Source organism: Agrobacterium sp. GD03872 (assembly GCF_029840625.1).
In the GTDB taxonomy this organism is placed as follows: domain Bacteria; phylum Pseudomonadota; class Alphaproteobacteria; order Rhizobiales; family Rhizobiaceae; genus Agrobacterium; species Agrobacterium fabrum_A.
This window is the reverse complement of sequence record NZ_JAOCCY010000025.1, coordinates 20,813-38,904: the sequence shown is the minus strand read 5'-3', so window position 1 is coordinate 38,904 and position 18,092 is coordinate 20,813. Positions and strand designations below refer to the sequence as shown.

General features: G+C 59.7%; 15 protein-coding genes. 8 read left to right on the top strand and 7 right to left on the bottom strand.

Features of this window, described 5'->3' with window-relative positions; all coding sequences use genetic code 11:
- Nucleotides 1-102: 102 nt before the first annotated feature.
- Nucleotides 103-2,139 (bottom strand): NADH:flavin oxidoreductase, encoded by a 2,037-nt coding sequence (locus N5D22_RS26010; RefSeq protein ID WP_279657903.1) that lies wholly within the window; start codon nt 2,137-2,139, stop codon nt 103-105.
- A 144-nt stretch (nt 2,140-2,283) separates the two neighbouring features.
- On the opposite strand from N5D22_RS26010, the gene N5D22_RS26005 reads away from it, so the two are divergent.
- The 4 genes from N5D22_RS26005 to N5D22_RS25990 all read left to right on the top strand — a co-directional run bounded on the left by N5D22_RS26005 (nt 2,284) and on the right by N5D22_RS25990 (nt 6,126).
- Complete coding sequence (locus N5D22_RS26005) at nt 2,284-2,922, top strand: TetR/AcrR family transcriptional regulator (protein WP_279657904.1); 639 nt, start codon at nt 2,284-2,286, stop codon at nt 2,920-2,922.
- Nucleotides 2,923-3,101: 179 nt separating this feature from the next.
- Nucleotides 3,102-3,776: a response regulator transcription factor gene (locus N5D22_RS26000; protein ID WP_279657905.1), complete on the top strand. Its 675-nt coding sequence runs from the start codon at nt 3,102-3,104 to the stop codon at nt 3,774-3,776.
- Nucleotides 3,773-5,209 carry a HAMP domain-containing sensor histidine kinase gene (locus N5D22_RS25995; RefSeq protein WP_279657906.1) on the top strand — a complete coding sequence of 479 codons (1,437 nt, stop codon included), beginning with the start codon at nt 3,773-3,775 and terminating at the stop codon, nt 5,207-5,209. Before N5D22_RS26000 ends, N5D22_RS25995 begins: the two co-directional genes overlap by 4 nt.
- A 287-nt stretch (nt 5,210-5,496) precedes the next feature.
- Nucleotides 5,497-6,126: a porin family protein gene (locus tag N5D22_RS25990; RefSeq protein ID WP_279657907.1), complete on the top strand. Its 630-nt coding sequence runs from the start codon at nt 5,497-5,499 to the stop codon at nt 6,124-6,126.
- 126 nt (nt 6,127-6,252) lie between these two features.
- On the opposite strand, the gene N5D22_RS25985 is transcribed toward N5D22_RS25990, so the two are convergent.
- Both N5D22_RS25985 and N5D22_RS25980 read right to left on the bottom strand, forming a co-directional pair.
- Nucleotides 6,253-6,642 carry a hypothetical protein gene (locus tag N5D22_RS25985; RefSeq protein ID WP_279657908.1) on the bottom strand — a complete coding sequence of 130 codons (390 nt, stop codon included), beginning with the start codon at nt 6,640-6,642 and terminating at the stop codon, nt 6,253-6,255.
- A gap of 141 nt (nt 6,643-6,783) precedes the next feature.
- Nucleotides 6,784-7,215, bottom strand: coding sequence for a MarR family transcriptional regulator (locus N5D22_RS25980; RefSeq protein WP_279657909.1), 432 nt, complete (start codon nt 7,213-7,215; stop codon nt 6,784-6,786).
- Nucleotides 7,216-7,396: 181 nt separating this feature from the next.
- On the opposite strand from N5D22_RS25980, the gene N5D22_RS25975 reads away from it, so the two are divergent.
- Together N5D22_RS25975 and N5D22_RS25970 are read left to right on the top strand one after the other, a co-directional pair.
- A complete protein-coding gene (locus N5D22_RS25975; protein WP_279657910.1) occupies nt 7,397-7,558 on the top strand; it encodes a hypothetical protein in 162 nt (53 codons plus the stop codon).
- Between the two features lie 134 nt (nt 7,559-7,692).
- Nucleotides 7,693-8,979 (top strand): aromatic acid/H+ symport family MFS transporter, encoded by a 1,287-nt coding sequence (locus N5D22_RS25970; RefSeq protein ID WP_279657911.1) that lies wholly within the window; start codon nt 7,693-7,695, stop codon nt 8,977-8,979.
- A gap of 102 nt (nt 8,980-9,081) precedes the next feature.
- Here N5D22_RS25970 and N5D22_RS25965 read toward each other — a convergent pair whose 3' ends face one another.
- From N5D22_RS25965 to mprF, 3 genes are all read right to left on the bottom strand, one after another.
- Entirely contained in the window at nt 9,082-10,410 is a 1,329-nt protein-coding gene (locus tag N5D22_RS25965; protein WP_279657912.1) for a telomere resolvase, read from the bottom strand.
- Nucleotides 10,411-10,611: 201 nt separating this feature from the next.
- Nucleotides 10,612-11,997: a virulence factor family protein gene (locus N5D22_RS25960; protein ID WP_279657913.1), complete on the bottom strand. Its 1,386-nt coding sequence runs from the start codon at nt 11,995-11,997 to the stop codon at nt 10,612-10,614.
- A complete protein-coding gene (gene mprF / locus N5D22_RS25955; protein ID WP_279657914.1) occupies nt 11,994-14,594 on the bottom strand; it encodes a bifunctional lysylphosphatidylglycerol flippase/synthetase MprF in 2,601 nt (866 codons plus the stop codon). The genes N5D22_RS25960 and mprF overlap by 4 nt, the downstream gene beginning before the upstream one ends.
- A 275-nt stretch (nt 14,595-14,869) precedes the next feature.
- On the opposite strand from mprF, the gene N5D22_RS25950 reads away from it, so the two are divergent.
- Complete coding sequence (locus tag N5D22_RS25950) at nt 14,870-15,163, top strand: hypothetical protein (protein WP_279657915.1); 294 nt, start codon at nt 14,870-14,872, stop codon at nt 15,161-15,163.
- Nucleotides 15,164-15,218: 55 nt separating this feature from the next.
- Here N5D22_RS25950 and N5D22_RS25945 read toward each other — a convergent pair whose 3' ends face one another.
- The gene (locus N5D22_RS25945) at nt 15,219-16,259 is read right to left on the bottom strand and encodes a dipeptidase (protein ID WP_279657917.1); all 1,041 of its coding nucleotides are present in this window, start codon (nt 16,257-16,259) and stop codon (nt 15,219-15,221) included.
- Between the two features lie 235 nt (nt 16,260-16,494).
- Between N5D22_RS25945 and N5D22_RS25940 the strand changes: the two genes are divergently transcribed.
- On the top strand, nt 16,495-18,090 hold the full coding sequence (locus N5D22_RS25940) for an ABC transporter substrate-binding protein (RefSeq protein WP_279657918.1): 1,596 nt from the start codon (nt 16,495-16,497) through the stop codon (nt 18,088-18,090).
- The last annotated feature ends 2 nt before the right edge of the window (nt 18,091-18,092 follow it).

The window sequence follows — 18,092 nt, the reverse complement described above, 5'->3', positions numbered from 1 at the left end:
GGCCCTGCATCCCTATCGCGGCGGAGGCAGATTTGTTCCGCCTCTGCCTGTCACGTCGTGGCGCTGACTGTCCGGTCCGATGGTGCGATCCGGCATGCAGTATCAGATGTCCTTTGCCAGACGCAGCGCATCGTAGATCGCTGCATGGGTGTTGCGCGCGGCGACCGCATCCCCGATCCGGAAGAGCTGGTAGGCGCTTTCCGGGTTGCGTTCCACACTCTGGGTCGCTCCGGCAAGCAGGGCGTCATAGGAGATTTCGCCGAGGTTCTTCGAGCCGGGTTTGAGTTCGAAATACAGCTCGTCCAGCGGCACTGTGCCGTGATTGACGACGATCTGGTCCACGGTCCTCGATTTCGCCACGCCGCCATAATCGCTGCCGACATGGGCGATGAGCTGATTGCCGTTTTTCTCCGCCGCCTCCAGCCGGTAGGTGACGGTGAAAGTGACGTCGAGTTTCTGTAGGGAGCGCATATAGGGGACGAGATTCATGGCCATGACTTCCGGGGCGAAAGCGCGGTCAGGCGTCATGATCTCTACTTTCGCCCCGGCCTTTGCGAGAAACTCGGCGGCCTGCAGGCCCGCATGATCGCCGGCATCGTCGAACACCAGCACATTCGTGCCGGCTTTGACGTCTCCGGAAATGATATCCCATGCCGAGACGACGAGATCGTTGCCCTCGGACAATATATCGGTATGCGGCAGACCGCCGGTGGCAATGATGACGACATCGGGCTTTTCCGAAAGAACCTTGTCCGCCTCCGCCCAGCTGTTGAAATGAAACGTGACGCCGAGCCTTTCGCACTGGCTCATGCGCCAGTCGACGATGCTGATCATTTCGCGGCGGCGTTCGCTCTGGGCGGTCAGGCGGACCTGGCCGCCCGGATCGTTGGCTGCCTCGAAGACGACCACCTCATGGCCGCGTTCGGCGCAGACGCGTGCGGCCTCTAGCCCGGCCGGACCGGCGCCGACGACGATCACCTTCCGGCGCTCGGCCGCTCTGGCAATTTCGTGCGGCATGGTTTCCTCGCGGCCGGTTGCCGCATTGTGAATGCAGAAGGCGAGACCGCCCTGATAGATACGGTCGAGACAATAATTGGCGCCGACGCAGGGGCGAATATCGTCCTCCCGCTTTTCCATGATCTTGCGCACGATATGCGGGTCGGTCATATGGGCGCGTGTCATGCCGACCATGTCGACCTTGCCGGAGGATATCGCGTATCGGGCGGTTGCGACATCCTGGATCCTCGCGGCGTGGAAGGTTGGAAAGCTGGTCGCAGCGCGGATTTCACCGGCGAAATCGAGATGCGGCGCATTGGCCATGCCCTGAATGGGAATGACGTCGGTCAGGCCGGGATCGGTGTCGATATGGCCCCTGATGACATTGAGGTAGTCGATCAGGCCGCTCTCCTTCAGCCGTCTGGAAATCTCGAGACCTTCCGCCTTTCCAGTTCCGCCTTCAAGACATTCATCGGCCGTATAGCGGACTCCGAGGATGAAATCGTCGCCGACGCGTTCGCGCATCGCCCTGAAGACGTCAAGACAGAAACGCATGCGGTTTTCCAGCGGGCCGCCATAGGGGCCGTCCAGTTCGTTGGTCAGCGGTGAAACGAACTGGTCGATGAGATGGCCATAGGCTTCCAGCTCCACCCCGTCCATGCCGCCCGCCTTCATGCGCTCCGCGGCGTCGGCGAAGTCCTTTATGATGCGTTCGATATCCCAGTCTTCGATCTTCTTCGGAAAGGCCCGATGCGCTGCTTCGCGATGATGGGATGGTGCAAGGATCGGCAGCCAATCGCCCTTGTCCCAACGGGTGCGGCGGCCGAGATGCGTGAGCTGGATCATGATCGCCGCGCCTTCATCATGCACGGCATCGGTCATCTCCCTGATCCAGGGAACGATTTCATCCTTGTAGGCGAGCAGATTGTTGAAGACGGGCGGGCTGTCCCTGGAGACGGCGGCGGAGCCGGCCGTCATCGTCATGGCGACGCCGCCTTTCGCCCGCTCCACCGTATAGGCACGATAACGTCCTTTCGGCATGCCGTCCTCCGGATAGGCGGGTTCATGCGAAGTGACGATGATGCGGTTTCGCAATGTGAGGTGTTTCAGCTGGTAGGGCTGAAGAAGGGGGTCAATCGTCATACAGCCTGCTCCGGGAAACATCGATAGGAAGAGGCTAAGTGAAAATGTACATATGTGTCAATTAAGAAAACACATGTGTATTGGCTTTCGACATGGGTGGACATTCGCCTTGTCGCGACCAGACCGATTTGATAGGAAATCATCATGGAAGCGACATTAAACGAGACAGGCTGGCGCGGCTCGCACGAGGGGTGGCTTGAGGCGGCCTATCAGGCCCTGCTGGAATCCGGTGTGGATTCCGTCAAAATCCTGCCTCTGGCAAAAAAGCTCAATCTGTCGCGCACGAGCTTCTACTGGTTCTTCAGGGATAGGGAGGAGCTGCTGGCCGCGCTCATCGCCCGCTGGCGGGAGAAAAACACCGGAAGCATCGTCAGGCAGTCGGAGGCCTATGCCGAAACCCTGGCCGAAGCCATGCTGAATGTTTTCGATTGCTGGCTCGATTCTGCGCTGTTCGACAGCAGATTTGAATTTGCGGTTCGAAGCTGGGCCCTGCAGTCCGACGAGATTCTCGCGGAAGTACGCAAAGCCGACGAAATGAGGATGGCGGCGCTTTCGCGCATGTTCGTGCGTTTCGGCCACGGTGAAAACACCGCAGATGTGCGTGCGCGGACCACCTATCTCGTGCAGATCGGTTATATCTCCATGCAGTCCGAGGAAGATGTGGCGGTGCGGATGCAAAGGATTCCGGACTATATCGCCATCTATACCGGCGAGATGCCGCAGCCGCGCGAACTTGACCGGTTTTACGCGAGACACGGATACCGGCCGGGTTCGGGGGCCTGACGCGGCCGGCCGCTATATTGCCTGATGACATCCCGTATCGTGAAAACAGGCGCTATGCCGGTCGGATTATATCCGGCAAGATGGTACAGGGTGAATTGGCTCCCGCCCTCCTGCAATGTAGCTGCAATATTCACCGACCAGTGGTGGGGATGGCAAGAATCCATCTTTGGGGAAAGTCATTGCGAATCTTGCTTCTTGAGGATGAACCCGAAATGGCGCGCGCGCTGCTTGAAGCCCTGCGCCGTCGGGATGTTCTCGCCGATCACGTCAGCACCATCAGCGACGCCGAAGCTCTAGCGCGCGATGGAACCTACGATGTCCTGGTGCTGGATCGCCGTCTTCCCGATGGCGAAGGGCTGAACCTGGTAGCCTCGCTTCGCCGGAGAAAACATTCCGTGCCGATCCTCGTTCTGACGGCGCTCGGAAGTGTTGACCATCGTGTTGACGGGCTCGATGCCGGGGCAGACGATTATCTCGCCAAACCCTTTGCAATCGAGGAGTTGCTCGCCCGCCTTCGTGCGCTGCACAGGCGCGGCCCCTCGGTTTCCGACAAATATGTGAGTTTTGGCAATCTGAGCATCGATCCGAAGAGCAGCGAAATCAGTGTTGCCGGTTCCATCATCGAGTTTCGCCGCCGCGAATATCTGGTGCTGGAGGCCCTGATGCGACGGCCGAACCGTATCGTGACGCGATCGAATCTGATCGAGGCGGTTTATACGCTGGATGACGAGATCGAGTCGAATGCGCTCGATGCCCATATTTCCCGGATCAGAAAGAAGCTGGCGCAGGCCGAGGCCACCGTGGAGATCAGGGCGGTGCGCAATATCGGCTATCTTATCCGGTTGGCTTCATGAAGGAAAAACGCAACCGATCGCTGCGATGGGGGCTGATGAAGCGCCTGTTCGCCTTGCAGGCGTTCCTGCTCGTCTTCTTTGTCATCCTGCTTGTCGGCTGGATCTGGATCATCGATCCGCGACTGGAGGGCGCCAATGAAGAGGCCGTCCGCATTGTTGCGGAAAGCGTGACAAGGGATGGGCAGGGCCGGGTGCAGGTATCGGCGACGCCTGAATTGGCGGAGCTTAAACAGCGCTATCCGAATCTCTGGTTTCTGGCGCGGGACGCTGACAAGATCGTATTGCAATATGGAGAGATCCCCGCACCCGCGCTGACGGCAGAGTTTCCCCGCAGTATTGAAATGGCGCGTCTGGAAGCTGCGGAAACAATCCGGGCGACCATGGAAAATCGCGATACGCCCGCCGGACGCCTGCAATTCATTGCCGGAACGGAGAAGGGTTTCCCGAATGACGGTCTCAGTATCTGGATCAATATGGATCTCGATCTCGAAAAGGATGCCGACGGCGCCATCCGCTGGCTGACCGTGCTGCCCGCTTTGGGCTTCGTCATCTTCATTGCCGTCGTGCCCATGTTGATGCTGACGGGCATCGCGACGCTGCTCGTCACCCCCCGCGCGGTCGGCCGTTCACTCAGCGGCCTCATGGAAACGGTCAGGCAGGCGAAATCGATCGACTTCGAGAACCGTTCCGCCCGCATCGATCGTTCCAGCGTGCCCAGCGAAATCATTCCTCTTGTGGATGCTTTCAACCTTGCGCTTTCCAAGCTGGATGAGGGGTATAATCGTCGTAACCGCTTTCTTGCCGATGCCGCGCATGAGTTGAGGACGCCGATCGCAATAGCGCGGACGAGAGCGGATCTTCTGCCCGATGACGCGCTGAGCCGTCAGCTGCGGGCGGATATCGACCGCCTCACGCGCGTTGCGCATCAGTTGCTGGAAATGCAGGCGGTCGGCGTGGTGCAATTGCCGGCCGAGCGGCGCGATCTCAACAAGCTTGTCGAACGCATCGCGTGTGACCTCGCCCCCATTGCCATGGATGCCGGTTACGAGTTCGACTTCGAACCGAGCGAAGGCGCGGCGATCTTCACGGTGCAGACGTCGATCATCGAGATGGCGGTGGTCAACCTCGTGCGCAACGCGATCGATCACGCCGGCGGCAAGGGGGCAATCACGATCCGCGTCGATCCGGCAGGAGTTATCGAGGTCTGCGATGAGGGGCCGGGCATACCCGCCTCGGAGCGCGAGCAGGTGTTCGAGCCGTTTCACCGCGTTAACGCCAATTCGCCGGGCGCAGGCCTTGGATTGAATCTGGTCCAGAAAGCGGCCGAGCTTCATCGCGGGCGGGTTCTGTTCCTCGATCTCAATCCCGGCTTCTGCGTGCGGCTGGAAATCCGGTCCCTGGTCTCGAACGCCACTGCGGCTGGACCCGCCTAGCCCGTGAAACTCTGCGCGACGGGCTGGTTCCGAGGGCGAAATTCCTTAATATCTGGTTAAAGAAATCAATCTAACTATATTAAATAAATAAATTATTTCTAATCAAAATAGCCGCATGCAATGCAGGCGTAATTCTCACGGCGAAAATGCCCGTATCTGCTGAGCTCATCCGCATGTCTGCTGACAGGGCGCAGGAGATGAACGGGAACCGGCTTCCGGTTCTTCAACGCAAACTGAAACCCTGGGGGCGTCAGGCCATGGCGCATCGGTTTCGTCTGGAGTCATTCATGCCGATCATCAAGAAATCGCTTGTCGCGGTAACTATAGTCATTGCGGTTGCCAGCAATGCCTATTCCGCCGATCTTACCAACTACAATACGCAGCAATCCTTCGATTACGGCAATCAGCCGGCCTTTTCCTGGGGCGGGGCCTATGTCGGCGTCCATGGCGGCGTCGCCTCCCCGAAATTCAACCCACTGGCCAGCGGCCGTGGTCTGACGGGGGGTGTTCAGGCCGGTTATAACTTCCAGTTCGGTTCCGGCGTCGTCGGTGCGGAACTCGAGGGGTCCTATCTCGGCAATGAGGCGCGGGTGCCGAACGGCCGTTTGCGGGAGCGTTTCCGGGCTGCGGCCAAGGTGAAGGCCGGTGTGGCGCTCGATCAGACGCTTCTTTACGGCACGGCCGGCCTGACCACGACGAGGTTCAAGGATGGCAACGGCGTGACAGGCCCCGATGGCTGGAAACAGGGTTATCTGGTCGGGGCAGGCGTCGAACAGAGCTTTGGCGGCGGCCTCTCGGCAAAGTTCGAATATAATTATGTGAGCACGGGAAATGTGGCCACGACCACATCCAGCGGCAGGTCGAAGACCGATGTCAGCGATCACGTCATCAAGGCCGGTCTGAACTATCGCTTCTGACAGGCCCCTCCCATGACAGAGCCCAGGGAGAATTTTCAAAAGAATACCGCCGCTTTCCGGATGGAAGCGGCGGCAAACCAGCATGGAAGACAAAACATGCGGCGCCGGGGTGAAAACCGGAAACGGTCATTCGCATTCGAGCGGAGGCTGCCGGAAGCTTGTCACGTACCATTCGCCGCCGGAATTGCGGGTGTAGAATGTATAATAGCAGTCGATGCGCTCGACATAGGCGGGGGTTTCGGACACTTCGTAACGCTCGCCGCGCCGTGTTGTCCGCACCTCGCCGCTCGATGAGCCGGCAACGACCTGCGTCTTTTTCTTCCGCCATTGAAAAGCCTGCTGGCCGGAACCCATGCTGTAGATATTGTCCGGCGGCCCGTAATCCAGCATCACGCTGGTAATGGGCGCGCCAATATAGCTTTTCATGACGGTCGAGGCACAGGCCGCCAGCAATATCGATGCGCCGGCGATAAGGGCGATTGCGGCCGGGACTGCGAATGAGGCTCTGTTGGACATGGAAATTCCTTTCAGCTGCGGGACACGCCGCAGGGATAGGAACCGCTTGTTGCAAGTACATTGCACGGGAAGATCGTCGGGCGCGCCCTGGATTTCCGGCTGCTTTCAGCCGGAGCCCATTGGCTGCGCCGGCTTTCGATGTCAGAGGCTGGAGATGTTGCGGCCGATATGGCGCAGGATGCTTTTGAAAAGTTTCACTTCAGCGGGATCGAGGCCTTCGATGGCGGTTCTTTCAAACATGGCGGCGATGGGCATGAGCTCATCGGCCAGTTCCTCGCCCTTCGGGGTGAGGGTGATGCGCACGATGCGCGCATTGTCGAGAGGCCGTTCGCGGCTGACGAGATTGCGGCGGACCATCTGGCCCACGAGCCGCGACAGGGTGGAAATTTCCACCGACACCATGTCCGACAGCTCGGTCAGCGTCTTGCTCTCCTGCTGCCTCAGCGCTGCCAGCACGCGGTACATCGGCAGGGTGACGTCGTAGGAGGCCAGCCTCACTGAAAAGCGCTCGCCAAGCCGAACGCCCACCCAGTTGAGCAGGTAGGGTACCGAATCGGTGAATTGATAGGACACGAGCAAATCCCCGTTTGAGAACCATCTGCGCAACTGCTGAGGTGCGCCTATCGGCTGTACCGGCACAATCCATCCGGTTCAATAGCTTCGGCCCCACAACCTGCGGCCCTGAACTCGGGTTAACGTTTCTTCCCTGAACGATTTGGCGTGATTGAAGAGTGTCGGTGATTTGGAGACCGGCATGTTTGAACCGGCACTTCGCGATCAACATGGTTCGAAGCCGCAACGACTGGCGCAGCATCAAACTCAGGCAAAACAAGGCGGGCAGAAACCCAAAATACATGGCACAAATCATCCGCGCATGACTGTCAAAGCGGATTCAGCGCCGTGCGAAGACGGGTGATGCCGGCGATATGTGGCTTGACAGGAACGGGACACATATGAGGTTGGAGAACGTCGGATACGCGCGGAGCTATCGCTTGAACGGCAGATGCCGATCCATTCCGGATGGCGCGTTCAGACGTGAAAGGCAGGAACATGTCCACGAATTATATGAGCGCCGCCTCTGTGCGGACGAAGAACCCCGCCGGCGTTATCGCGACATGCGGCCTGATGATCATGTTCGACGGTTACGATCTGGTCGTTTATGGCGCGGTCGCACCGGCGCTCCTGAAAGAAAGCGCATGGGCGCTCAACCCGGCCATGGTCGGGCGCGCCGCCGCCCTGACGCTGGTGGGCATGCTGCTGGGCGCGCTTTTTGCCGGCACCATGGCCGACCGCATAGGCCGTCGGAAGGTGGTTCTTCTCAGTCTCGCCGGCTTTTCGGCGATGATGATCGCCTCGGCCATGACGCCGAATTTTCTCGCCTTCGAAATCACGCGTTTCTTCGCCGGTCTCGGGCTCGGCGCGCTGTTGCCGACGGTGACCGCGCTGGTGCTGGAATTTTCGCCGCCGCAGCGCAGGGCGCAGGCCAATTCCCTGTCCTTCCTCGGTTATCTTATCGGCGGCATCATTTCCGGCGTCATGGGCATCCTGCTTCTGGAGGCCTATGGCTGGCGGCCCTTGATGCTGATCGGCGGTCTGCCGCTCATTCTTCTGCCGGTCTTCATGCGGTTTCTGCCGGAATCGCCGGAATGGCTGGCCAGCAAGGGCCGGCAGGCGGAAGCTGACGGCATTTGCGACAGCTACGGCCTGCAACGCATCGTGCCGCATGCGAAAATTCAAAAGGGCGGTGTCGGTGCGCTATTCTCGGAAGGCCGGCTGCTTTCGACGCTGAATGCCTGGGGCATTCACTTCTGCTCGCTGCTGCTGACCTTCGGCATGGTCAACTGGCTGCCCACCATCATGAACAGGATGGGTTATGACATCAGTTCGGCGCTTGGCTTTTCCGTCATGCTCAATGTCGGTGCTGCGATCGGCATCCTCATCGGCGGGCGGTTTGCGGACAAGGGCAACGTCAAGGTGGTTGTGGCGATCCTGTTCGCCATCGGTGCTGTCTCTATCTTCGCCCTGACTGTCAACAAGGGGCCGCTTCTTTATGCCTTCGTCGCGCTTGCGGGCGCAGGCACCATCGGAACCCAGATTCTCGCCAATGTTCTGGTCGGGCGGTTTTATCCGGTCCACATTCGCGGTACGGGTCTCGGTTTCTCGCTGGCGGTTGGGCGGCTGGGCGGCATTGCCGGGCCGATGATCGGCGGTGCGGTCCTGCAAAGGGGCCTGGCGCCTGAATGGAATTTCTACATTTTCGGCTCGGTCGCCCTTTTGGGACTGATGCTGACGGTGCTGACACTGCTTTACCGCACGTCTGGCGACGCGCGGACTTGACGAACGAGACGGCTGGCCGCGGAGGACTGAAATCCGCGGCCGAGCATTTCCAGTAAAGCCGCGGAGCGGTTTTCGTCCGGAAAATGCGAAAGACCTATAACGTCAAGCCTTGCGGGAAACCGGCGCGATTGCCGCCATTTGCTGCAACGTCCGTTCATTCGTGCGCTTTGCCCGCGCCAGCGCATCGGCGCGATCTTCCGGCAGCGTATAGGTCATATAGGACAGCGAGGTTTCGAGGTCGTTGTTATTATGCCCGAGAATGGCGGCGAAATAGCTGTTCTTGGTCACATGCGGCGGCGCGAAATTGTGAAAGGCCACCTCGGCATAGAGGTGCCGGAGGCCATAGGGCTTCGGAAGCTCTTCCTTCGGCCAGAGATCCTCGAACAGGTTAAAAACCGTGTCCCTGAGCAGCAGGCGGGTTTCCGACGAAAAATCGTCGATCGACATGCCATGCCACAATTTTCCCTGTCCGCTTTCGCGCAGGCGCCTATAGGCGGCCAGAATGGTTTCCGAGCGGGCAAGCACCGGGATTTCATAGGTAATCCCGAATTTCGTTCCTTCGCCCTGTTTCGTCTTGGCCTGGCCGTTGAAGAGGATGCTCCACTTGGAAACACCCTTGCCATAGGGGGCAGGCGAAAATTCCGCCTGGGTGAAGACCTCGTAGGGGCGGCGGCCGGTCATACCGATCAGGCCGATGCCGATCATCAGGGGGTCGGCCGACAGAAGCTTATCGGCGCAGATCTTCAGAACCTGCCGGTAATTCTCGAAGGTGATCAGCGCGCCATGTTTCCTGGCGATCTTCTCCATCTTCACCCGGCGTGCATCGTCATACATGGCGGCATCGCCAGTGGCGATCTTCAGCATCGGGTGCTCGTCGCCGAAGGCTTCGCGGATGGCGTTACGATATTTGGTGATGTAGGAGATGATCGTGGTCTGGGCTCTGCCCTTCATGGTGCCGATCTCGGCGTTCCACAGGGCCTGCATCTCTTCTTTCGTTCCCATGCCGTTCATCGCCGAAATGAAATCGGCGATGCGCAGAAGCACCGTCGGCTTGCGGCCGGCGGTGTTGAACTCCGCCCGCTCGATTTTCTCGACGATGGAGGTCGCCACACCGGTTTTCGTATAGTCGCCGCGCGAAATATAGGTGTTCAGCCGCTCGCGCAGCTTCTTCATGTTGCAGATGGCAAGCGGCGTGCTCTTCACGCCGAACTCGGCCTTCAGCGCATTGCGATATTTCATGATGTAGAGTTCGAGCGTCTTTTCGGTGCGGCCATTGTCGAAATGGTAGCGGACCTCGGCATCCCACAGATCGCGGATTTTTCTGTTTCGCGCGGCGTCGTCGTTTTTCATCGCCTCTTTGACCTGGCCGACGAATTGATCGATGCGTTCCACGAGGACCGGTGTTTTTGTTTTTCGTTTTGCGGCGAGCATGCGGCGGCTCCCTGAACCGGTCCGGAAATATAAAATCCATGGTTGGCGATCAACGACAGGACGGTTGCGGAAATGTGATGAACATTCGCCGCAGGCCGATTTCTTTTGAATAATAGTTTGATCGATTCCGCAAGCTTCGCCGCCAGCGGGAGCTACAGCCGCAGGCAATAATATCTTGCCTGCGTTGCCGATTGTGTCGGGTTATTTCGCCAGTCGGGTTTTAAGCGAGGTGACGATGCGTTTGGCCAGCGCCTCGTAATCTTCGTCGAAATGGTGTCCGCCTTCGATGCCGATGGTTTCGACGCCCTTTGCCTTGAGGCCGGGGCAGGGGTCTTCGTCCTCTTCTTCCGTGCCATAAACACATTGCACGAGCTTGGGGTCGATCTTGGCGATGTCATCCACCGTCTTGCCGCCTTTGCCTTCACCGGCCACGCCAAGCCATCCCTGCACGGAGATTTCGAAGTCCACTTCGTTGGAAAGGCCCAGCAGCGAAAGCTGCGCGACCGAAGATTTCACCCGATCAGGCAGGAGATTGTAGGTGGCGGGAATGATGTCTGCGCCGAAGGAATAACCGATCAGCACCACATTGCGAACTTTCCATTCCTTGCGATAGGTGTCGATGATGCGGGTGAGATCGCTCGCCACTTCCTTCGGCTCTTTTTCTTTCCAGAAATATCGCAGGGCGTCGACACCGATAACAGGCACACCCTGTTTCTGGAGGGCGCTGCCAACCTCTTCGTCCAGATCGCGCCATCCGCCGTCGCCGGAATAGATCACCGCCATCGTGTCCATTACAGGTTTTGCTTCGAGAACCGTAATCGGAAGTCCGAGCGGGTTGTCGCTGTCTCCTGCGGCATCGACCTTGTCGGAAAGCGTCTGTGTCAGCACCTCATCGGCCTTGTCGGTCACATCGGTGACATCGATATCGGGGTGCAGCTTCAGCAGCGCGTTGACGTGGTCGCGGCCCTTCTGGTCCGCGTCAGGGGTGTAGATGACGCTGACCGGCGCCGGCAAGGCGCCGTCGGTCAGGCCATAGACGGTTTCACCATCCACCTTGTCCTTGGTTGCCGGGGTGCAGAGAATCTTCTGCAGCGGCAGGCCCGCCTTCGGATCGACCGCGACGGCTTCGCGGAGGGTGGAAACGGGACTCTGTGCGATCATGGCAAGGGCAAGCGTGCCGCCCTTGCCAATGCCGGTCACGATCGGCAGGCGATAGCTGCCGGTGCCGGCCGTGCGCTGGATCTGCTGCGACAGCGACTCGATGTCCGAGATCATGTAGATGCACTCGTCGTCATCCGCCTCCAGCGCCTTCAGATATTCCTTGAAGTCGATACCGACGACGGCGACGCCTTTTTCGACCAGCGCCCTGGCGCGGGTTTCGTCGGCATCCGTCCAGCCATTGGCATCAGAAATCAGGAAAATGCTGGCCTGGATATCTCCATCCGGCACCATGATGTGGTCTGCCGGGATCATGCCGGTTTCGTAAGACGGCCTGTCCTGCGCAAAAACGGCGCCAGAAACAAGCAAGGGCGCGGCGAACAGGGCGGAGGCGGCGAGAACCGCTTTCAGCATGCTGGATTTTCTCATTTTCCGATCACTCCTCTGACGCCGCCGCTGATGAGAACCGTCGCATCCATCAGCGCCAGAGCGGCGTCTGCGCCGTTCTGCACGGCAAGGTAACGCGGTTCCCATTTCGGGTGGAACTTCGCCTTGAAGGCGCGAAGTCCCTTGAAGTTGTAGAACCGTTCGCCGTGTTCGAACAGCGTGCTGCCGATGCGGTCCCAGACGGGGGCGGCGTCGCGTTTCGACATGCCGGACATGGGGGCCATGCCGAGGTTGAAGCTCTCATAACCCGCCTCGCGCAGATATTGCATGATGCTGACGAAGAGAAAATCCATCGAACCGCGCGGCGCATCCGGCGAAAAGCGCATGAGGTCGACGGTGGCTTCCTTTTTCGTGTCCGTCACCATCAGATTGGCGAAGGCGGTGATCTTTCCATCCTTGCGCAGCACGGCGACGGGTTGCGACAGGATGTAGTCAGGCTCGAAAGCGCCAAGCGAGAAGCGCTTTTCCCGGGTATTGTGGTGGGCGAGCCAGCCGTCGGAGACCTGTTTCAGCTCATCCATAATAGCCGGCACCTGCGCCTGCTCGACCACCTCGAAGGTCAGGCCGTCGCGCGCGCCGCGGCTCAGCGACTGGCGAAGAGTGGCGAGCTTGCCGCCCTTCAGCTCGAATGCGGTGAGATCGACCAACGCCAGTTCGCCGAGCTTGAAGGCGCGCAGGCCCGCATCGGCGCAATGGGAAAGCAGGAAAGGCGAAATCTGGTAGAAGGCGGCGCGCGCGCCGGCGGCGCGGGCGGCTTCCACGAATTGCCAGACCAGGTCAGGAAAATCATCCTCGTCGCCGACCGGATCGGCGAAGGCGATCCATGAGCGGCCCTGAATGCCGTACATGATGAAGGCATTGCCGCTTTCGGAGAACATCACGTGCTTGTCGCCCATGCGCACCAGATTGGCGTCGGCCGCATCCTGCGTCATGACGACGGCGGTCGCGCTCGTGACGTCGTCGGCCTTGATGGCGTCCGGCCTGAAGGCCACCGGCCGCATCAGGCTGAAGATGGCGATGGTGGAGGAGGCGAGCACGAGGCCGAGAAGGGCGCGCAATCCGCGCGGCGCTTCCTCGGAGAATTCGAACTGCCACCATAATGTCTGGCTGTAATCCGTATCGCGATAGACGAAGAGCAGGATGGTTGCCGCGCCGGCAATGATGACGGCCATGGCGGCGAGCCAGCTTGGGCCCAGCGCCTGTTTCACCAGCGAGGCATGGCGGTTGAAGCTGCGCATATTGACGGCAAGCGCCGCGATGAAGACGCCGAGGATGGCGGCTTCAAACACGGCGATGGCCTTGAGGAGCGAGAGAACCAGCGCCAGCGAGGCGGCGACCAGCGCAATCCACCAGGCGCCGTCCAGCCGCTGCCCGAGGCCGCGCGAGGCGACGACAAGCACGAGGCCGAGAATGCTCGTCAGAAAATGCGCCGCTTCGACGATCGGAAGCGGCACGAAATTGGAGAGGAAATCCAGATTGCTGTCCGGTGTCGGCGTCACACTCGAGAAGATCAGCATGGTGCCGAGGATCATCGCGAAGGTCGATAGCAGCGGCGGCGCGAGCCGCACGGCAAGCTGGCTGATATCGGAAACAACAGGCTTTGCCGCGAATTGCTTCATCTCCGAGACGAGCATGACCAGAATGGCCACCACCAGCGGCAGCACGTGATAGATCACGCGGTAGAGAACCAGGCTTCCGAGCAGCTGGTCGACGCTGATGGCGTTGCCGAGCCCCGCGACCATCACGGTTTCGAAAACGCCGAGACCGGCCGGCACATGGCTGAGGACGCCGAGGCCGACGGCGGTGGCATAGATGGCGAAAAATGTCGGCCAGCCGAGATGCGTGTCGGGCAGCAGGACATAAAGCACCGAAGCGGAGGCGGCTATATCGAAGGCGGAGACGAGAAACTGGCGCGACGATGTCCGGCTGTCCGGGAGGCGCAGGCGCCATGCGCCTAGCCGGATCGCGTGCCCGTTGCGCCCGATATAGGCCGCCACCACGAGGACCGCGATAATGGCAAGCGCTGCACCCCTGAGGAAAAGGGCATCGACGCCGATGATGGCGGCGATGCGCGGTGCGACGATGAAGGTGGAGATGGCGCTGACCGAAAGCAGGCCAAGCCCGAAGGACAGGGTGACGAAGGCGATGACGCGGGCGATTTCGCCGGGTGACAGGCCCAGCCGGGAATAGGCGCGAAAGCGGATGGCGCCGCCGCTCAGGGGGCCGAAACCGGCAGTGTTGCCAATGGCATAGGCCGCAAAGGCGGTTGCCGCCATGGGCGGAAAGGGCAGCTTGCGGCCGATATATTCGATGGCATTGGCGTCGTAAAATATCAGCGCCAGAAAGCTGAGCGCGGTGAAAACGATGGCGAGCAGCACCGCCGAGGCCGAGGTCTGCGTCAGCGCATCGATGACGTCGTCATAACGGACTTCGGAGGTCAGGTGATAGATGGCGAAGGTCATCATCACGAAGACCAGCGTGATGGCGATGGCGGTCAAATAGGGGCGGTTTCGGGCAAAAAAGCTTTCAACCGCGGATTCCGTAACATCGGTTTGTGTAATTTCGCTCTTGTCTGCCATTTATTTTGCCCAGCGCCGGTTCCCGTTGGCGAACCACAGGATTGTGTCGCTAATTCGTTTCGGTTGCGGAAATTTGCTTAGCAGAAAAGCATGAAGTGTCGATGTGAAGTTTGTGTCCGGTCATGTGCGAATTTCACCAAGTCTAGAGCGGGAAATGCAACTATGGAATGCATGATTTGCGCGATTGTTCCCAAAGGCGCCAAATTGACCGTGGCGGTTGCTTGGTGGCGTCGTTTGATGCGAATACAGGCTCCCTTGGATTGAAGGAGATGCCAATGAACATGCCCGTAAGAATAGTTATTTCGCTCGTCGTCGCCCTCGCGGCGGGCGGCGGATACATGGCGGTGGATAAGATGCGCGGCGCCGAATGGGTCGTTTCGCCGCAACAGATCGCGGAGGCCAAGGCGAAAGGGCAGATGGGTTATGAATCCCGCCCGGGCACCGTGACCGTATTGCCGATCCGCAGCGAGACGGCGGACGTGCTGCCGATGAAATGGGCGCTGATCGGTGTCGTCGCCGGGTTTCTGGCCTTCCGGGCGACCGGCAGGAAAAAAGCGGCAAAGGCTTAAGGTTCTGCCGCTTACATCTCCGGCGCTTTGCGCCGGAGATAAATTGCAATATGCCTTACGCGCCCCAGGTTTTTTCGAGCACGCGGATCCAGTTGCCGTGGCAGATTTTGGCCAGCGCCTCGTCGTCATAACCACCCTTGCGCAGGGCTTCGACCAGCAATTGCAGATCGGCTGCATCCTTCATGGCGGCGGGAATGGTGGTGCCGTCGAAATCCGAACCGAGCGCGACGTGATCGATGCCGATGCGGTTGACGATGTAGTCCACGTGGCGCACCAGTTCGTTCAGGTCCGTATTCGGGTTCTTCACGCCGTCCTGGCGCAGGAACAGCACGCCGAAATTGATGCCAGCGAGGCCGCCGGTGTCGCGGATGGCGTCCAGCTGCCGGTCCGTCAGGTTGCGGCTGTGATTGCACAGCGCATAGGCGTTGGAATGCGACGCCACCAGCGGTGCGTCTGATATTTTCGCGATATCCCAGAAACCCTGCTCGTTCATGTGCGACAGGTCGACCATGATCTTCAGCTCGTTGCAGGTCTTTATGAGCCGCTTGCCGGCATCCGTGAGACCGGGGCCGATATCCGGCGTCGAGGGGAAACGGAAAGGAACGCCGTAAGCAAAGATGTTCGGGCGGCTCCAGACCGGCCCGAGCGTGCGCAGGCCCGCTTCGTAGAGAACGTGGAGAGCATCCAGATCGGCGCCGATCGCCTCCGCACCTTCGATATGGAAGACGGAAGCGAAGGCGCCCTCTGCCATGGCGTTGCGGATATCGGCGGCCGTGCGGCAGACCTTCAGAGCGCCGTTCGACTGCTTCTCGGCCCGGAACAAAAGGCCGGCCATGGCAAGCGTCGCCTTGAGCGCATCCGCTTCGGCAGGTGTCGGGTAGTCGCCGTTGGCGTCCTTGTCCATGCTGGGCGAAGGCACGTAGGCGGCGCAGAGGCCGCCGGCCAGCCCGCCTTTCTTCGCGCGCGGCAGATCGATATGGCCGGCCGTATCGCCTTCGATGAGAAGTGTTTCGGGCGAAGCATTGCCCGACCGCCATAACCGCAGAAGCACGTCATTGTGGCCGTCGAAGACGGGTACGGTTTTTTGGTCGGTCATGGTCATTCACCTTCGGAAATGGGATTGCGCGGACGCGCGTGCGGACGAGTTTTCTGAATTGGTAGAGGAAAGGTCAAGCCGGGAGCAAATGCAATCCGTGCATAGGCTCTGCCAAATTTGGAATTGGTCGGGCCTCGTTTGCTCGTGGTAATCGCGGGAAAACATAAAAAAAATGACTGGATTGGGGCAAACCCACACCGTTTTCCGAAAAATAAGGTCCGAAAGGGGATTCTCGATGATTTCAAGACGCAACCTGCTGATTGCCGGCGCTGCCGTTCCGTTCCTGTCCTATGCGCGCATTCCGGCCTTTGCCGCGACACCCAAGGATATTCTGGTGGTCGCCCAGCAGCTGGACAATATGACGAGCCTTGATCCGCATGAAGGTTTCGAAGCCGTCGGCGGTGAAATCATGTCCAACATGTATCAGAAGCTGGTGCGCGCCAACCGCGAGGATTCCACCAAGGTCGATCCGGTCATCGCGAAATCCTGGGAAGCCGATGCCGACAGCAAGGTCTTCACCTTCACGATCGGTGACGAAGCAACCTTCTCCAGCGGTGCGAAAGTGACCGCGGAAGACGTCGCCTTCTCGCTGCAGCGCGCCATCAAGATGAACAAGAGCCCGGCCTTCATCATCAGCCAGTTCGGCTTCACGCCTGACAATGCCGAGACGACCATCGTTGCCGCCGACGACAAGACGGTGAAGCTGACGACGGCAAAGCCGACCGCCATCTCCTTCCTGCTTTATTGCCTCTCCGCCAATATCGGCGCGATCGTCGAAAAGAAGGCGGTTCTCGCCAATGCTTCGGGCGAAGACCTCGGCAATGGCTGGCTGCAGAAGAACAGCGCCGGTTCCGGCGATTTCGTCCTGCAGGCCTGGAAGCCGAGCGAAAGCGTTGCGCTAACCGTCAATCCGAATGGTCCTTACAAGGGTAACATCAAGCGCATCATCCTGCGCCATGTCACCGATCCGTATTCGCAGCTTCTGATGCTGCAGAAGGGCGATATCGACATTGCCCGCGACCTGACGTCGGAACAGCTGCGCACCGTCAAGGACGATGCCAATATCGAGCTGGAGCGCAAGTCCATCGCCTCGCTGGTGCTGATCTCGCTCAACCAGGGCAATGAAAATCTCGCCAAGCCGCAGGTCTGGCAGGCCATCAAGTGGGCGCTGGACTACAAGGGCATGCAGGAAAACATCGTGCCGCTGACGCACGAAATCCACCAGAGCTTCGAGCCGAAGGGCTTCCCCGGCGCCGTCAACGACATTCCGTACCAGCGTGACGTGGAAAAGGCCAAGGCCTTGATGGCGGAAGCCGGTCTTGCCGACGGTTTCGAGATCAGCATGGATCACTATTCCGCCCAGCCTTATCCGGATCTGGCGCAGGCCATTCAGGCGAACCTTGCCGATATCGGCATCAAGGTGCGTCTGCAGTCGGCGGAAAACCGTCAGGTTCTGACCAAGATGCGCGCCCGCGAGCATCAGATGGCGCTTTCCGCATGGGGCACGGATTATTTCGATCCGCATTCCAACGCCGATGTCTTCAACATCAACAAGGACAATGGCGACGACGCCAAGTCGAAGCCCTTCCTGTGGCGTTCGCGCTTCAAGAACGACGACTTCACCGCCAAGGCGGAAGCTGCGCGCGACGAGAAGGACCCGGCAAAGCGCGTGGAGCTTTATGAGGCCCTGCAGCGCGAGCACATGGAAAACAGCCCCTTCGTGTTCATGTTCCAGACCACGAAGACGGCGGCCTTCCGCAAGGGTGTTTCCGGTTTCGAACTCGGCGTTCTCTCCGAGGGCAATTCCTACCACGATGCGAAGAAAGCGTGACA

Excerpts from the sequence above, each read along its gene's own strand:
- mprF (WP_279657914.1), bottom strand. The coding sequence starts at position 14,594 with ATGGCAGACAAGAGCGAAATTACACAAACCGATGTTACGGAATCCGCG.
- N5D22_RS25960 (WP_279657913.1), bottom strand. The coding sequence starts at position 11,997 with ATGAGAAAATCCAGCATGCTGAAAGCGGTTCTCGCCGCCTCCGCCCTG.
- N5D22_RS25965 (WP_279657912.1), bottom strand. The coding sequence starts at position 10,410 with ATGCTCGCCGCAAAACGAAAAACAAAAACACCGGTCCTCGTGGAACGC.
- N5D22_RS26005 (WP_279657904.1), top strand. The coding sequence starts at position 2,284 with ATGGAAGCGACATTAAACGAGACAGGCTGGCGCGGCTCGCACGAGGGG.
- N5D22_RS25975 (WP_279657910.1), top strand. The coding sequence starts at position 7,397 with ATGTTTGAACCGGCACTTCGCGATCAACATGGTTCGAAGCCGCAACGA.
- N5D22_RS26010 (WP_279657903.1), bottom strand. The coding sequence starts at position 2,139 with ATGACGATTGACCCCCTTCTTCAGCCCTACCAGCTGAAACACCTCACA.
- N5D22_RS25950 (WP_279657915.1), top strand. The coding sequence starts at position 14,870 with ATGAACATGCCCGTAAGAATAGTTATTTCGCTCGTCGTCGCCCTCGCG.
- N5D22_RS25995 (WP_279657906.1), top strand. The coding sequence starts at position 3,773 with ATGAAGGAAAAACGCAACCGATCGCTGCGATGGGGGCTGATGAAGCGC.
- N5D22_RS25985 (WP_279657908.1), bottom strand. The coding sequence starts at position 6,642 with ATGTCCAACAGAGCCTCATTCGCAGTCCCGGCCGCAATCGCCCTTATC.
- N5D22_RS25970 (WP_279657911.1), top strand. The coding sequence starts at position 7,693 with ATGTCCACGAATTATATGAGCGCCGCCTCTGTGCGGACGAAGAACCCC.
- N5D22_RS25940 (WP_279657918.1), top strand. The coding sequence starts at position 16,495 with ATGATTTCAAGACGCAACCTGCTGATTGCCGGCGCTGCCGTTCCGTTC.
- N5D22_RS25990 (WP_279657907.1), top strand. The coding sequence starts at position 5,497 with ATGCCGATCATCAAGAAATCGCTTGTCGCGGTAACTATAGTCATTGCG.
- N5D22_RS25945 (WP_279657917.1), bottom strand. The coding sequence starts at position 16,259 with ATGACCGACCAAAAAACCGTACCCGTCTTCGACGGCCACAATGACGTG.